The organism is Streptomyces sp. NPDC001868, from assembly GCF_040297125.1.
Taxonomy (GTDB): domain Bacteria; phylum Actinomycetota; class Actinomycetes; order Streptomycetales; family Streptomycetaceae; genus Streptomyces.
In genome coordinates, this window is record NZ_JBEOYO010000008.1 from 133,977 (window position 1) to 147,634 (window position 13,658).

Annotated in this window: 15 protein-coding genes; 4 read left to right on the plus strand and 11 right to left on the minus strand. The window is 72.2% G+C overall.

The features are described from left to right. Positions 1 to 101 precede the first annotated feature (101 nt). On the plus strand, positions 102 to 515 hold the full coding sequence (locus tag ABT147_RS12615; RefSeq protein WP_351404871.1) for an SsgA family sporulation/cell division regulator: 414 nt from the start codon (positions 102 to 104) through the stop codon (positions 513 to 515). Here the strand turns inward: ABT147_RS12615 and ABT147_RS12620 are convergent, their stop codons facing one another. The 3 genes from ABT147_RS12620 to ABT147_RS12630 all read right to left on the minus strand — a co-directional run bounded on the left by ABT147_RS12620 (position 516) and on the right by ABT147_RS12630 (position 4,203). Beyond that, positions 516 to 1,625 carry a baeRF3 domain-containing protein gene (locus ABT147_RS12620; RefSeq protein WP_351404873.1) on the minus strand — a complete coding sequence of 370 codons (1,110 nt, stop codon included), beginning with the start codon at positions 1,623 to 1,625 and terminating at the stop codon, positions 516 to 518. A gap of 165 nt (positions 1,626 to 1,790) precedes the next feature. Continuing rightward, positions 1,791 to 2,321: a DUF4232 domain-containing protein gene (locus ABT147_RS12625; protein ID WP_351404875.1), complete on the minus strand. Its 531-nt coding sequence runs from the start codon at positions 2,319 to 2,321 to the stop codon at positions 1,791 to 1,793. A gap of 124 nt (positions 2,322 to 2,445) precedes the next feature. Next, positions 2,446 to 4,203: an alpha/beta hydrolase gene (locus tag ABT147_RS12630; RefSeq protein ID WP_351404877.1), complete on the minus strand. Its 1,758-nt coding sequence runs from the start codon at positions 4,201 to 4,203 to the stop codon at positions 2,446 to 2,448. 432 nt (positions 4,204 to 4,635) lie between these two features. On the opposite strand from ABT147_RS12630, the gene ABT147_RS12635 reads away from it, so the two are divergent. Continuing rightward, entirely contained in the window at positions 4,636 to 5,484 is an 849-nt protein-coding gene (locus tag ABT147_RS12635) for a GNAT family N-acetyltransferase (protein WP_351404879.1), read from the plus strand. Here the strand turns inward: ABT147_RS12635 and ABT147_RS12640 are convergent. Together ABT147_RS12640 and ABT147_RS12645 are read right to left on the minus strand one after the other, a co-directional pair. Beyond that, complete coding sequence (locus ABT147_RS12640) at positions 5,462 to 6,625, minus strand: acyltransferase family protein (protein ID WP_351404882.1); 1,164 nt, start codon at positions 6,623 to 6,625, stop codon at positions 5,462 to 5,464. The two genes, ABT147_RS12635 and ABT147_RS12640, sit on opposite strands and share 23 nt — an antisense overlap. A 60-nt stretch (positions 6,626 to 6,685) precedes the next feature. Further along, the gene (locus ABT147_RS12645; RefSeq protein WP_351404884.1) at positions 6,686 to 7,189 is read right to left on the minus strand and encodes a nucleoside deaminase; all 504 of its coding nucleotides are present in this window, start codon (positions 7,187 to 7,189) and stop codon (positions 6,686 to 6,688) included. A gap of 218 nt (positions 7,190 to 7,407) precedes the next feature. On the opposite strand from ABT147_RS12645, the gene ABT147_RS12650 reads away from it, so the two are divergent. Next, positions 7,408 to 8,190: a GNAT family N-acetyltransferase gene (locus tag ABT147_RS12650; RefSeq protein ID WP_351404886.1), complete on the plus strand. Its 783-nt coding sequence runs from the start codon at positions 7,408 to 7,410 to the stop codon at positions 8,188 to 8,190. Positions 8,191 to 8,291: 101 nt separating this feature from the next. Here the strand turns inward: ABT147_RS12650 and ABT147_RS12655 are convergent, their stop codons facing one another. The 4 genes from ABT147_RS12655 to ABT147_RS12670 form a co-directional block, all read right to left on the minus strand. Further along, entirely contained in the window at positions 8,292 to 9,179 is an 888-nt protein-coding gene (locus tag ABT147_RS12655; RefSeq protein ID WP_351404888.1) for a GNAT family N-acetyltransferase, read from the minus strand. 142 nt (positions 9,180 to 9,321) lie between these two features. Next, positions 9,322 to 9,585, minus strand: coding sequence for a GlsB/YeaQ/YmgE family stress response membrane protein (locus ABT147_RS12660; protein ID WP_351404890.1), 264 nt, complete (start codon positions 9,583 to 9,585; stop codon positions 9,322 to 9,324). A 98-nt stretch (positions 9,586 to 9,683) separates the two neighbouring features. Continuing rightward, a complete protein-coding gene (locus tag ABT147_RS12665; protein ID WP_351404892.1) occupies positions 9,684 to 10,238 on the minus strand; it encodes a hypothetical protein in 555 nt (184 codons plus the stop codon). Further along, on the minus strand, positions 10,239 to 11,459 hold the full coding sequence (locus tag ABT147_RS12670; protein WP_351404895.1) for an aminoglycoside phosphotransferase family protein: 1,221 nt from the start codon (positions 11,457 to 11,459) through the stop codon (positions 10,239 to 10,241). 88 nt (positions 11,460 to 11,547) lie between these two features. Here ABT147_RS12670 and ABT147_RS12675 point away from each other — a divergent pair, with 88 nt between their 5' ends. Then, positions 11,548 to 12,318 carry an ArsR/SmtB family transcription factor gene (locus ABT147_RS12675; protein WP_351405191.1) on the plus strand — a complete coding sequence of 257 codons (771 nt, stop codon included), beginning with the start codon at positions 11,548 to 11,550 and terminating at the stop codon, positions 12,316 to 12,318. A gap of 114 nt (positions 12,319 to 12,432) precedes the next feature. On the opposite strand, the gene ABT147_RS12680 is transcribed toward ABT147_RS12675, so the two are convergent. Both ABT147_RS12680 and ABT147_RS12685 read right to left on the minus strand, forming a co-directional pair. Next, positions 12,433 to 12,882 carry an SPW repeat protein gene (locus ABT147_RS12680; RefSeq protein ID WP_351404897.1) on the minus strand — a complete coding sequence of 150 codons (450 nt, stop codon included), beginning with the start codon at positions 12,880 to 12,882 and terminating at the stop codon, positions 12,433 to 12,435. A gap of 69 nt (positions 12,883 to 12,951) precedes the next feature. After that, the gene (locus tag ABT147_RS12685) at positions 12,952 to 13,587 is read right to left on the minus strand and encodes a sigma-70 family RNA polymerase sigma factor (protein WP_351404899.1); all 636 of its coding nucleotides are present in this window, start codon (positions 13,585 to 13,587) and stop codon (positions 12,952 to 12,954) included. Positions 13,588 to 13,658 lie beyond the last annotated feature (71 nt).

The following is a 13,658-nucleotide window of genomic DNA, read 5'->3' on the forward strand; positions in this document are numbered from 1 at the left end:
ATATGTAAATCCCACTGGGTGACATGGGTCACAGGGGTGAATCCAAGGCGCCGCGTCGTGCGAAAGCCCTCGGAAGAGCTTCACCGAAACGGAGACCGTTCATGACCGTCACGCTGGAACAGCCCGCCCGCGCGCTCCTCGTCACCGCCGAGGACCGGGAGGTCCCCGTGCCCGCGAGCCTGCGCTATTCCTCCGACGATCCGCTGGCCGTGCACCTCGACTTCCCGGCCGACATCTCGCTCAACGGTGACATGGTCACCTGGACCTTCTCCCGCGGACTGCTGGAGGACGGCGTGCGGGCCCCGGCCGGCGCCGGCGACGTGCACATCTGGCCCTGCGGGCGCTTCCGCACGGTGGTGGAGCTGCACTCCCCGTACGGCATGGCCCTGCTCCGGTTCGAGAAGCCGGCCCTCCAGCGCTTCCTGCTGCGCAGCTACGCCGTCGTCGCCGCCGGAAGAGAGGAGGTGGGCCCCGCCCTCGACCGGGGCCTGACGTCCCTCCTCGGGAATGTCTGATCAGTACCGCAGGACGCCCGCGATGCCCCGGGCCTCGCCGAGCATGCCGTCGGGGACGAAGCGGACCTCGGCGCCGGTGTCCAGGCACCGCTCGACGATCTCGTCCACGATGTCCTCGCGGACGTCCAGGTCACCGCTCTCGGCCGGGACGAGATGTCCGGTGCCGGCGCCCTCGCCGTCGGAGCGCACGGTCGTCCGGTAGTTCTCCTCGACGGCCAGCAACTGGATGCGGCCCTGCCGCGCGTTCTGCCAGACCTCGTCGACGCTGGCCGCGAACGCCTTCTGGCCGCGGGCCGTTTCGAGCCGTCGGGCCACGGTGTCGACGTTCCTGCGGTCCTCGGCGGCGACCAGGGGCCGGACCGCCTGCCACACCGCGTCCGGGGTGCCGTGCGCGAGACCGCCGTGCGGGATGTGCGTGGCGTCCTTGGTGACCGTGCCGATCTCGTCGAGCAGCGACAGCGCCGCCGTCTCCCCGGTGACGTACAGGGGCCGGTGCTGTGCGCGCAGCACCCGGGCCAGCGCGGTGTCGGCGTCGCGCAGGAAGTGCCGGGTGTCCTCGTCGCGGAAGGCGGACGGCAGGTCGCCGATCCGCTCCTGCCGCTCGGCGTCGAAGTTGTCGCGGTCCCGGGTCAGCGGGAAACCGCCGGTGTGCGCCTCCGTGACGCGGTCGCCGCCGCCGTTCCACAGGGTGACCCGGTCGGAGGAGACGGAGAGCACCCAGAACGGCCGCTCGGCGGCCTGCGCGGCCACCAGGTTCCGGGTGAGGAAGGTGTCCGAGAGCACCACACGCTCCGGCACCGGACGGGCGAGCGACCAGACCTGGTGCTCACCGGGCGCCGCGAAGATCACCAGACCGTCCTCGGCGTGCGTCAGGTCCACCTCGGCCAGCGCCTGGTCCAGCTGGGCGACGACGTCGTGGCGCCGCTCCCGGGTGACGGCGGGATCGTGCTCCAGCCGCTTCTTCGCCTCGGCCACCACATTGCGCAGCCGGACCGGATCCTGGGCGTTCTCGGGTTCCCGGCGGTGGGTCGGCGTCAGGACCGACACGGCCGGATAGGGCCGCGGACGGCGCAGTTCGGTGAGGGTCGCGGGACTGAGGGCATGCTCCATGACTTCACGATAGGGCTGATTGGCGTGTCGGGCATTTGGGGTAATCCGGCCCCCGGTACGGGCGGCTCCGGCGACCGGAGGAGGGCAGCGGACGAGCCCGCCCGCGCGCACCGGTGAGGGTGCCCGCCGACGGGCTCGCGCTGTGCCGTGCGGCTGCCGCGCGGGTCAGCCTACTTCCTTCTTCAGCGCCTTGTCGGCGGCGGCCTTGGACGGCTTCCACCAGGTCGTGACCGGCTCCCAGACCTTGACCTTCTTGGTCGCGCCCAGCTGCTTCACGGTGAACGTACGGCCGTTGAGGTTGGGGTTGGCCGACACGGTGATCGTGCCGACGCGACGCGCCTCGGGGTCCTTGAGATCGGCGATCGTGCGGACCGCCGCGTACACGGTCTTCCCCGCGCCGACCTTGTACGGTCCGCTCTCGCCGGAGGGCACCGGCAGGGCGGCCCCGTCGAGGTCGCCGAAGGTGACGACGGGAAGGCGGTCGATCGTGCAGGCGCGGGCGCCGGTGTTCTTGACGCTGATGTGCACGATCCGCGTGTCCTTCGCCTGCTTGGCCCCCAGCTTGAGGACCTTCGCCTTGCAGACCGGGGTCTTCGCGGCGGGCTGGGCGGCCAGACCCTGCGGGGCGGCGGTCAGGAGCAGCGCGGCGCCGGCGGCCGCCGCGGTCGAGACGGTGAGGAAGGTACGGCTACGCATCGGTGGAATCCCCCAGTTTCGGTCACGTACGGGTACGGCACGCACAAAGGTGACGTCTGCCCAGTGAGACGAGCGGGATGCGCACGTGGTTGTACCGGACCGGAGCGTGTTACACGCCCGGTGCTCAATCGTCGTCCCCGCAGGAACTTCCGTCGTCGGGCAGCGTCCCGAACAGCAGGAAGTCGTCCACCTTCTCGTGCACGCACTTCGACGACCCGTACCCGGTGTGTCCCGTGCCCTTGTTGTCGAGGACGACCGCCGAGGAGCCGAGCCGCTTCGCCGTCTCCACGGTCCAGCGGTACGGGGTGGCCGGGTCGCCCCGGGTGCCCACCAGCAGCATCTCCGGGGTGTCGACGTCCCGGACCTTCTCGCGGATGAAGTCGGTGCCCGCGGGGCGGCCGTAGCACATCAGCACCTGGGTGAGCCGGTACGGGCCGAAGACCGGGGAGGCGTCCTCGTAGGCGGCGCGCAGGTCCGCCAGGTTGTCGGTGATCTTCTTGGCGGTGGGCCGGTCGGGGTCGTCGGCGCAGTTGATCGCCATGAGCGCGGCCGGAAGGTTGTCCAGCGGGATCTCCTCGACGTCGACGAGCCCGGTGTGCGGGGTCGGCGTACCGGACGCGCTGGGCTCGGCGGGCTCGTGCGGACGGGCCGGCGCCGAGGGGGCGTACGGGAAGGACAGGGGGGAGCGGGACGGGACGGAGAACGGGGAGCGGTACGGGACGGAGAACGGGGAGCGGTACGGGACGGCGAGAGGGGAAACGTACGGGACGGCGAGAGGGGAGCGGTACGGGACGGTCGGCGGGGCGAAGCCGCCGCCCGTGAGCGCCATGACGCCGCGGGTGTCGCCGTCGTGGACGAGCATGTTGAGCGCCTGGGTGAGCAGCGGCCACATCTGTTCGCTGTACAGGGCGTGACCGATGGCGCCCACCAGGTCCTGGCCCGTGAAGTCCGGCCCGAAGTCCGACGGCACGGGATGCTCGTCCAGCGAGTCGACCAGGGCGACGACCTGCTCCCGAGCCGAGCGGGAGTCCTGACCGAACGGGCATGTCAGCTGCTCGGTGCACGCGTCGAGGTAGTCCTCCAGCGCGGCCTGCTGGCCCGCGGCACCCACCAGATTCTGTTCGGTCAACGGTTCGGTGAGGGTGTCCACCCCGTCGAGGACCATCCGGCCCACCTTGTCGGGGAACTGCGCCGCGTACACCGCGCCCAGCCGGGTCCCGTAGGAGAAGCCGAGGTAGTTGAGCTTCTTGTCGCCGAGGGCGGCGCGCATCACGTCCAGGTCCCGGGAGGCGTTGAGGGTGCCGATGTGCGGCAGCACCGGGCCGGAGTTCTTCCCGCACGCTGCGGCGGCCCGCCGCAGCCGCTCCAGCGCGGCCTGCGGACTGTGGGCGTCGTCCCCGTCGTCGGTCGCCTCCAGGGCCTCGTCGGTGCCGTCGCCGCAGCTGACGGGGGAGGAGCGGCCCACGCCGCGCGGGTCGAAGGAGACCAGGTCGTAGCCGTCGGTGAGATCCATGAAGTCCTCGCCGCCGTAGGCGAGTTCGGGGACACCCGGGCCGCCGGGACCGCCGAAGTTCAGCAGCAGCGAGCCACGCGGGTCGCCGGTGCCCCGGTAGCGGGCCACCGCCAGGTCGAGGGTGCCGGCCCGGGGCCGGGCGTAGTCGAGCGGCACGGTGACCTTGCCGCACCGCAGATCCTCGGGCATCTCCATGCCCTCGCACTTCGACCACTTGATCTTCTGGTCGTAGAAGCGGGTCAGGTCGGGCTGCTTGTCGTCCTGCTTGTCGTCGGCGCCCGCCGGCGTGGCCGGGAGCCCGGCCCCCAGCAGGGCCAGCACCGCGACCGCGGCTCCGGCGAACGGGCGCCGTATGTGCGTGGACCGCATGCGTGCCTCCAGGGACGCCCGGCCAGGGCGGCCGGGGACAACCCCCGGATCACCATAGGCGGCCCCTCGCGGCCACGCCCGCCGGCGGGCGGACCGGCCGGACGTGCCGTAATCTGCGCCGCGCCGACGCCGTACGGCGCCGCTGCCGACACCGCACGAGGGGCCGTGCCGACGCCGTTCGACGGGCCGTGCCGACGCCGTACGACGGGCCGCGTCGACGCCGTACGACAGCCCGGCCGGGTCGCTCGTACGTGTGAACCGGGGCGTCGGACAGGCCCGTCGCCCGGCGAGGTCGGCCGTTTCCGGTGTCACGGGTGCGAGGGCCCTTCGGCGAGGATGCTGCGGGGTGCGGCCCGACCGTCGCACCCGTACCACCGCACTCGCGGTCGTGTGACGGCCGCGCATCCGCGACCTCAGCGAAGGAGCGCAGAGATGACCTCTCCGGGGCCTCAGGACCTCGTCGTCACCCGGGCCACGCCCGACGACTGGGCGGTGGTCGCCCGATGGGCCGGCGACGAGGGCTGGAACCCGGGGCTCTCGGACCCGGCGTGCTTCTTCGCCCAGGACCCCGAGGGCTTCTTCATCGGCCGGCTCGACGGGGAACCGGTCTCGTCCGTCTCCGTCGTCACCTACGGCGACGCCTACGCCTTCCTCGGTTTCTACCTCGTCCGCCCGGAGCTGCGCGGTCAGGGCCACGGCCTCACCACCTGGAAGACGGCGCTCGCCCACGCCGGGAACCGTACGGTCGGCCTCGACGGTGTGGTCGCGCAGCAGGACAACTACCGGCAGTCCGGCTTCCGGCCGGCCCACCGCACCTTCCGGTACTCGGGCGTCATGCCCGTGGCCGCCGTCCCCGACGGTGTCCGGCCCGTCGAGGACGCCGCCTCCCTCGCCGCGTACGACAACGCCTGCCACCCGGCCGACCGGCCCCGCTTCCTGGAGCACTGGCTGACCGCCGACGGGCACCGGGCCCTCGCGCGGATCGTCGACGGGCGGCTCACCGGCTACGGCGTCATCCGCCCCGGCCGGGACGCCCTGCGGATCGGTCCGCTGTTCGCCGACACCGCCGCCGACGCCCGCGCGCTCCTCGCCGGGCTGGCCGCCGAGGCGGCGGGCCGGACGCTGGCCGTCGACGTGCCCGAGCCGAACGCCGCCGCCGTGGCGCTGGTCGAGGAGTACGGGCTGACGCCCTCCTTCGAGACGGCCCGGATGTACACCGGCCCGATCCGGCCGTACGCGGCGGAGCGCGTCTTCGGCGTCACGACCCTGGAGCTCGGCTAGACGGCGGGGCGGCGTCCCCCGTCCCGGCCGGGGGAGGGGAGCCTTTCGACCCGGCCGCCGGGGCGGCGTCGCTCTTTCTGAACGCCCACTCCATGCGCGGCTCGACGACACAGCGGAGCGCGGTCCGGACCGGCGCGGTGCACAGCAGGGTGATGCCGCCGACCGCGAGGGCCGTGACCGCGAGCTGCCCGAGCGGGGTGTGCAGCCACTCCACGGCGTACCAGTCCCGGAACCGCGCCCACTTGATCACGAAGCCGTGCAGCAGATAGCCGTACATCGTGCCCGCGCCCAGCGCCGTGAACCACAGCTGCCGGCGCGGCACCCAGGCCAGGAAGCAGGCCGTCAGGAGCACCGCGAGACAGAACAGCGCGGGCGTGGTCAGCAGGCCCCACCAGCGGGACACACCCTGGCCGGTGACGCTGCCCCGGTGGTAGAACCAGCCCGCGTCGAACCACGGCGCCACCCAGTACGCCACCGCGAGCGCCCCCAGCCCGACCGGGAGCAGACACAGCCGTACCCGGCGGGTGCGCAGCCGCTCGAAGTGGTCGGGGCGCAGGGTCAGCCCCAGCACGAAGAACGGCAGGAAGCCCAGCACCCGCTGGATGGAGACATCGCCGCCGAGACCGGGGGAGACCGCCGCCAGCATCGCCAGACCCAGCGCGACCGGCAGGGGGTGACGCAGCATCAGCCACAGCGGCGTGGTCAGCCGCCAGATGAACAGCGCGACCAGGAACCACATTACGTACCAGGGATCCAGCAGGCTCAGCGGATAGCCCGGATCGTCCTGCGCCCACCGGTAGAACAGGGTGTACGCCGTCTCGAACACGACATACGGCAGGACCACCCCCGTCATCAGCCGCTTCAGCCGGCCGGGCGCCATGTCGAAGCTCCGCGAGAAGTACCCGGAGATCAGGGCGAAGGCCGGCATGTGGAACGCGTACACGGTCAGATACGCGGCCGTCGCCGCCCGGCTGCCGTACGTCAGCGGCTCCCAGGCGTGCCCGCAGGCCACCAGGACGATGGTGAGGTACTTCGCGTTGTCGAAGTACGGGTCACGCGAGGTCCGCCCCGGTCGTGGCTTCTCCCGCTCGGGCGGGGCCGCGGGGGCGGGGCGGGTGTGCTGCACCACGTCTTCGGGCATCGGTGAGGTTCTCCGGACAACGACGACGGAACCCGGACCGCCTGCCCCGTCGCGTCGTTCTCAGTCGTCGTCGGCGACATCACCGACCGTTTTGGCGTGGAACCGCCGGTGCAGGGCCCGTACCTCCCCGGCCAGCTCCGGCACCGGCCCCTCGACCGTCACCCCCGGTGCGATCTCCCGCACGGGCAGCGTCCGCACCGGCGGCGCGGGCACCCCCAACTCGTCCAGCCAGGCGGCGAGTTGCTCGGACGAGGCGACGTACACGATACGGCCCAGACCCACCCAGGCGTGGGCGGCCGCGCACATCGGACAGTGCTCGCCCGAGGTGTAGACGGTCGCCGCCGCGCGCTCCTCGGGGGTGAGCCGGGCCGCCGACCAGCGGGCCAGCTCGAACTCCGGATGACGGGTGCGGTCGCCGCCGGCCACCCGGTTGTGGTCCTCGGCCAGCACTGTGCCGTCACCGCCGACCAGGACCGAACCGAACGGTTCGTCTCCCGTCTCCAGCGCCTCGGTCGCCAGCTCCACACAGCGTCGTAGGTGCACCAGTTCGGAGTCGTTCACCATCGTCGTCCGCACCCTCCTCCAGCACTGCCCGGCCGCGTTCCGCGACGAGCACCCTACGTCGTGTGTCCGGTGTCGCACGCCTTTCCACGAGCGACACCCGTACGGCCCCGCCGGGCGGCTCCGTGGACGGGCGTGTACGTGGGGCCGTATCGCTCCGGCGCGTGATTGGCGGGCGAATTCCGTTGCCAGGGCGAACGACTGATGATGGAGTGAGCTGTATGGATCACGCTGCTGTGCTGGCACTGTTCGACCGGGACATGCGGGAGGGCGCCCGCCCCGACGGGCCCGGAGCCCGGATCGAGCGCGTGGGCGGGGTGGTGCGCCAGATCGGTTTCGAGAACGGCTGGAGCGGTGTCGTCTGGTCCGACCTGGACGAGGCGGGCGCCGACGCGGCGATCACCGAGCAGATCCGGTACTTCTCCGGCCTCGGGCGTGACTTCGAGTGGAAGCTGTACGGCCACGACCTCCCGGTCGACCTGGGACAACGCCTGCGCGACGCCGGGTTCACGGCCGCCCCGGAGGAGACGCTGATGATCGCCGAGGTCGCCGACCTGACCCTCGACGTCGAGCCGCCCGAGGGCGTACGGCTCCTTCCGGTCACCGACCGTGAGGGCGTGGACCTGGTGGCCGACGTCCATGAGAAGGCCTTCGGCACGGACAGCACCCGTATGCGCCACCAACTGCTGGCCCAGCTCACCGGGGACACCGAGTCGGTCGTCGCCGTCGTGGCCCTCGCCGGTGACGAACCGGTGAGCGCCGCCCGGATGGAACTGCTTCCCGGCACGCGCTTCGCCGGCCTGTGGGGCGGCGGCACCGTCGAGGGCTGGCGCGGCCGAGGTGTCTACCGGGCCCTCGTCGCCCACCGCGCCCGCGTCGCCGCCGACCGCGGCTACCGCTACGTCCAGGTCGACGCCCTGGCCGCCAGCCGCCCGATCCTGGCCCGCCTGGGCTTCGAGCCGCTCACGACGACCACGCCGTACGAGTACGTGGTCTCCCCGTAGACGTAGACCTGTCGGGTGCGTCGGGTGCGTCGGGTGCGTCGGGTGCGTCGGGTGCGTCGGGTGCGTCGGGTGCGTCGGGTGCGTCGGGTGCGTCGGGTGCGTCACAGGTCGAACTGGTACTCGATCGCCGTGTGTGTGGGCCGGTAGCCGAGCGCGTCGTTGACCTGGCGCATGGGGGTGTTGTCCTCCGCCGTGTCGGTGAGCAGGGCCAGGTCCGGGGCCTGGCGATGGGCGTGGAGGATCGCCTTCGCCTTCATCCAGAGTCCCAGCGCGTGCCCCCGGTGCTCGGGCAGCACGGCCGTACCGTAGTGCTGCGCGTCGCCCTTTTCGTCCTTGCTTCCGCCCGGCAGGACCAGCTCCGAGAAGCCGACGATCGTGCCGCTCGCGGTGTGTACCGCGGCCACGGTGTACAGCGAGTCGCCGCGTTTCGCGATCGCCTCGGCGGCGGCAACGACCCGTTCGACGTCCCAGACCACTCGCCCGTAGTCGGTGTCGCCCATCGGCATGTCGTCCATCGCGCGGCGCGAGGCGGCGTAGTTCCGCGCGAGTCCGGTCGGCACGACGCCCGTCCAGTCGGTCAAGTGGTAGCCCGGACGCGGCTGTTCGAGGATACGGGTGAAGTGACCGGGGTCGGCGGCGGCGAGTTCGAGCCGGGCGTACGTCAGGGTCAGCACCCGGCGGAACCCGCGTGCCGGGAGGAACGCGTCGCCGGGGGAGCCCTGTTCGGCCTGGGCGACGACCGCGCGGCGCCGCTCCTCACGTGCCGCGCCGACCGCCGCGTCGAGCAGCGCCGTACCCACACCCTGCCGCCGTTCGGCCGGGTGCACGGCGACTTCCAGTTCCGCCAGATGCGTCTGCCCCTCCTTGGTGAACAGCCGCAGAAAGGCGGAACCGAGAGGGACCCCGTCGGCCCCGGACGCCAGCCAGACCAGACGGCGGCTCGACGGGGTGACGGCGAGGTCGGTGAGCTGGGTGACGCACGGCGGCAAGGGGGCTCCGGGGCTGGTCGGCGGGCACGGGACAAGGCCCGGCGACGTTAGCCGCCGGGCGCGCCGACCCGCAACGGGATTCCGGGGCGCGCCCGACGGCCGTCGTCATGCCGAGCGCGCACGACCGCCGACCGGTGAACTCTCAGCGCCGTACCTTCGTGCGGTCCAGGGCCGCGATGCCCAGTGCCGCCAGTGCGATCTGGATGAGCCACTGGACCCAGTCGACGCCGTCGGTGTCGGCCACGCCGATCCCCGCGGCGATCGCGGTGCCGATCAGCGCGGCGACGATGCCGACGAGGATCGTCAGCAGGATGCCGATGCGCTGCCGGCCCGGTACGACGAGCCGACCGAGTACGCCTATGACAATGCCGATGACGATGGCACTGATGATGCCGCCGATCTCCATCTGAACTCCGCCCCTTGTCCTCGGGATTCCCGCAACCACGCGAGTGCCCTTCGAACGCGAGTACAGTCCGCCCCCGTCGCAGCTTCTTCACGGGCCCGTCATCCATCCCGTTCTTCACGGCCCGTCACCCATCCCGTGGCGGCGAGCACCTCCGCCGCGATGTCCATGACCGTGCGTCCGTCGGTCGTGATCCGGACGGTGTCCGCCGGCGCCCGCTCGTCCAGCAGGCGTGCCTTGCGCGCGCTGCCGGCCAGTTCCCGTTGCAGCTCGGAGCCGATCTCCCGCCCTCTGAGCCGCTGTTCGGCCGTCGCGTCGGTGGCGGTGAGGAGCACCCGTACGATCCGTACGTCGGCGCCCATGGCCCGCCGGAAGGTGCCCTCCGTCTCGGCCAGCACGCTCACGGTGTTCGTGTAGACGAGCCGCCGGTGGCCGAGGGCCGCGTAGTTGGCCCATACGGCGGTGAGGTTGCGCTCGGCGATGGCCGCGCGGTGCGGATCGTCCGGGGGCGCCGGGTGCACCTGGCCCATGAAGTCGCCCTCGACGATCGCGTGGGCGACCTCGGCGACCCGCAGCCGGTCGGAGACCTCCCAGCCCACCGTCGACTTGCCGACCCCGGCCCGCCCGCCGATGAGCAGCACCTCGGCACGGTCCATCTAGCCGGCCACCTCCACGGAGTCGGGACTCGGCTGTGCGGCGCACCGCAGTGCCTGCCGGATCGCGGTCGCCGGGTCCCCTTCGTGATACGGCCGTTCGGACGCCTCGATGCCGTCCAGGAACTCCTGATAGCGCACGGCGTACGCGAGGTGGGCCAGCGGTTCGGCGAGGGCGAGCGCGCGGGCGGGGTCGCTCGCCGGGGCGTGGGCCTTCCAGGCGTCGGCCCAGACCCGGGCGGCCGTGGGGCGTACGGCCTCGGGGAGGAAGTCGCACAGGCGCAGACAGTCCAGCACGGGGTTGCCCCAGTGGGCGTCGGCGAAGTCCACGACGACGGGCGGCCGGCCGTCGCTGCGCCAGTTGCCCGGATGGAAGTCGGCGTGGACGAGCGTGTCGGGGAGCCCGCACGCCGGGAGTTGATCCCAGCGGCTCGTCAACTTCCCTGCGACCCGCCGCTCTTGATCAGTGATGTTCAACTCGACCGTCCCGTCGAGCAGTTCGCGGACCTTGTCGCCGAGAACCCGGTCCCGCCGGTCCCGGAGGCCCGGCGGCCGTCGGCCGGCCAGCGCGGCCTGCGCGGCGACGAACCGGCGTACCCCGGCCTCGACCGTGACGGCGTCGGCCGTCCAGCAGTCTTCGCCGGGGATGTGCTCCAGCAGCATCCGCCGCTCGCCGGCGGCGAGAACCGTCGGGACGAGATGCGCGTCCACCCGGGCGAACGCGGCGATGACGGCGGCCTCGTCCGTGGCGAAGCGAGGTGTGGCCTTGAGCCAGACCGGTCCCCGGGCGGTGGGCAGCCGGAAGAGGCCCGCCAGGTTCCAGGTCCGCCGCTGCTCGACCGGCCCCGTCACCGGCCGCCCCAGCGCGGCCAGCGTCCGCGAGGCCCAGTCCAGCAGTTCCCGCAGCCCGTCGGCCCGCGCCCAGGGTGCTCTACGGGCGTCGTCGGCGGCCAACAGCCGCCGATCCACGTCGCGTTGCTCCAGCTTCCCGGGTGCCGGCGGCTCCAGTGCCTCGACGTGGTAGGTCACGTGTCCGTCCCGGCCGCCCTCACCTCCGCGCACCGTCAGGAGCCGCAGGACGAGGACGGGTACGTCGAGGGTGCGCTCCAGCAGGGCCACGACCGGCTCGGCCTCTGCCCACCAGGGGATGTCGACGGGGAAGGGGCCGGTGACACCGAGGAAGTCCTCGCCCGAGGTCACCCATGCGCTCACGGTTCGACTCACGGCGACAGTGTGAGGCGCCTCGTCCGCGATTGACATGCAGGTAATTGCCTGCATAACGTGGAGTGTGCGATCAGAGAGCGACCCGGGGATGGACAAGGTCTTCAAGGCACTGGCCGACGAGACACGCAGAAGGCTGCTGGACCGGCTGCACGAGCACAACGGGCAGACGCTGGGCGAGCTGTGCGAGCGGATCGACATGGCGCGCCAGTCGGTGACGCAGCACCTGGCCGTTCTGGAGGCCGCCAACCTGGTCAGCACGGTGCGCCGGGGGCGGGAGAAGCTGCACTACCTCAATCCGGTCCCGCTCCACGAGATGCAGGAGCGGTGGATCGACAAGTTCGAGCGCCCCCGGCTGAGGGCGCTCGGTGCCGTGAAACGACGAGCCGAGGACGCCATGACCGACAAACCCACCTTCGTGTACGTCACCTACATCGCCAGCACGCCCGAGAAGGTCTGGGAGGCGCTCACCAGTGCCGATCTGACCGCCGAGTACTGGGGGCACCGCAACGAGTCGGACTGGCGGCAGGGCTCGCGCTGGGCCCATGTCCGCACGGACGGCTCCGGCGTCGAGGACGTCGTCGGCACGGTCGTGGAGAGCGAGCCCCCGACCCGCCTGGTCACCACCTGGGCCGAGCCCGGGAACGAGGGCGAGGAGGACACGTACTCACGGGTCACCTTCACCATCGAGCCGCACGGCGACATCGTGCGGCTCACCGTGACCCACGAGGACCTGGCGGACGAGGGCGCGCTCGCCGAGGTGTCCTTCGGCTGGCCCGCGGTGCTGTCCAACCTCAAGTCGCTGCTGGAGACCGGCCGGGTGCTGCCGCAGGAGCCGTGGGAGGTGCCGCGCGGCCGGTGAGGCCGCCGTGCCCCCGGTGCGGCCCGGCCCTGTGTCGGTCGGGGCGAACGGCGACGGCCGACCCGCCTGAGCGGATCGGCCGCCGTTACCCCTCGCGGGCGTTCCTGTGTACACCTACGGCGTGCGGCCCGCACGCGTGGTGCCCTTCGCCGAGGCGCCGGCGCACATCAGCCCCAGCACCAGGGCCAGGCAGCCGATGATGATGTTGTTGACCACGACACCGGCGTCCGGGCTGTCGCCGACGATCCACGCCGAGATGATCATCCAGACTCCCAGCGCGCACATCGCCCAGCTCAGGCCGTACATCCTCTCCGGTGCGGCGGTGAAGCCGAGGGCCAGCAGGCCGATGGCGATGCCCACGATGAGGTTGTGGGGCACCAGCGCGGGCTGGCTCGTCGTGTAGTGGAGTATCCACGGGGACACGGCGCAGTACAGACCGAGCAGGAACACCGGTCCGTCCACGAGCGCCACATCGCGACCTTCGAGCATGCGGGCGTACCGGGCCTGCATTTCGGGTGCATCGGGGTGGCTGGTGATGTCACCCCGGTGTGAGACGTTGGCCATGACTCGACTCCTTTGAACTCCGCAGGCCTGACCGCGTCTGGTGGGGTATGCGGTAAGCGCCGCGTACGTTCATTCTGCGCTTATTTTCCCTTTATGTGTAGAGGGTGGGAACGCGGGAGGAGCGGGGCGGAACTCCTGGTCCAGGCGGCCGCGCAGCCGTCGCAGCGCCCGCCGGGTGTGGCTCTTGACCGTGCCGAGGGGGAGGCCGGTGCGTTCCGCGATCTGGGTCTGGGTGAGGTCCTCGTAGAAGGCCAGGTGGAGGACCTGCCGCTGGGGTGCGGGCAGCCTGGCGAGCTCGGCGCGGATCAGTACACCGTCGAGGACGGCCTCGGGGCGCGTGCGGCCGGGGCGGTCGGCGAGGGCGAGGGCGGTGCCCACCGAGGTCACCAGGTCCGCCCGGCGGGTCCGCGCGGACAGGGCGTCGGCGATCCGGCGCCGGGCGATCCCGACGATCCAGGCGCCCATCGCGCCGCGCTCGGACCGGTACCGGTGCCGGCCGCGCCACACGCCCAGGAACACCTGCTGGGTGACGTCCTCGGCCTCGCCGGTGTCGCCGAGACCGCGCCGCGCGAGCGTGTGCACCAGCGCCGACCAGCGGTGATAGGCGGCGGCCAGACAGTCGTCGTCGCCCGCCACCAGCCCCCGCGCCAGCTCCTCGTCGGCGGGTACGGCGCCCGGAGGCACGCTCGGACACACAGGGCTCATGGGGGCGGCTCCTCACCAGGGGCGGTGCGCATGCCGCCATCGTCCGAGCCCGCGAGACCGGCGTTCAACTC

What these genes read in the sequence shown, in the direction of transcription:
- ABT147_RS12660 (WP_351404890.1), bottom strand. Translation starts at nt 9,585, where the DNA reads ATGGAGATCGGCGGCATCATCAGTGCCATCGTCATCGGCATTGTCATA.
- ABT147_RS12685 (WP_351404899.1), bottom strand. Translation starts at nt 13,587, where the DNA reads ATGAGCCCTGTGTGTCCGAGCGTGCCTCCGGGCGCCGTACCCGCCGAC.
- ABT147_RS12615 (WP_351404871.1), top strand. Translation starts at nt 102, where the DNA reads ATGACCGTCACGCTGGAACAGCCCGCCCGCGCGCTCCTCGTCACCGCC.
- ABT147_RS12620 (WP_351404873.1), bottom strand. Translation starts at nt 1,625, where the DNA reads ATGGAGCATGCCCTCAGTCCCGCGACCCTCACCGAACTGCGCCGTCCG.
- ABT147_RS12625 (WP_351404875.1), bottom strand. Translation starts at nt 2,321, where the DNA reads ATGCGTAGCCGTACCTTCCTCACCGTCTCGACCGCGGCGGCCGCCGGC.
- ABT147_RS12630 (WP_351404877.1), bottom strand. Translation starts at nt 4,203, where the DNA reads ATGCGGTCCACGCACATACGGCGCCCGTTCGCCGGAGCCGCGGTCGCG.
- ABT147_RS12650 (WP_351404886.1), top strand. Translation starts at nt 7,408, where the DNA reads ATGGATCACGCTGCTGTGCTGGCACTGTTCGACCGGGACATGCGGGAG.
- ABT147_RS12675 (WP_351405191.1), top strand. Translation starts at nt 11,548, where the DNA reads ATGGACAAGGTCTTCAAGGCACTGGCCGACGAGACACGCAGAAGGCTG.
- ABT147_RS12665 (WP_351404892.1), bottom strand. Translation starts at nt 10,238, where the DNA reads ATGGACCGTGCCGAGGTGCTGCTCATCGGCGGGCGGGCCGGGGTCGGC.
- ABT147_RS12640 (WP_351404882.1), bottom strand. Translation starts at nt 6,625, where the DNA reads ATGCCCGAAGACGTGGTGCAGCACACCCGCCCCGCCCCCGCGGCCCCG.
- ABT147_RS12635 (WP_351404879.1), top strand. Translation starts at nt 4,636, where the DNA reads ATGACCTCTCCGGGGCCTCAGGACCTCGTCGTCACCCGGGCCACGCCC.
- ABT147_RS12680 (WP_351404897.1), bottom strand. Translation starts at nt 12,882, where the DNA reads ATGGCCAACGTCTCACACCGGGGTGACATCACCAGCCACCCCGATGCA.
- ABT147_RS12645 (WP_351404884.1), bottom strand. Translation starts at nt 7,189, where the DNA reads ATGGTGAACGACTCCGAACTGGTGCACCTACGACGCTGTGTGGAGCTG.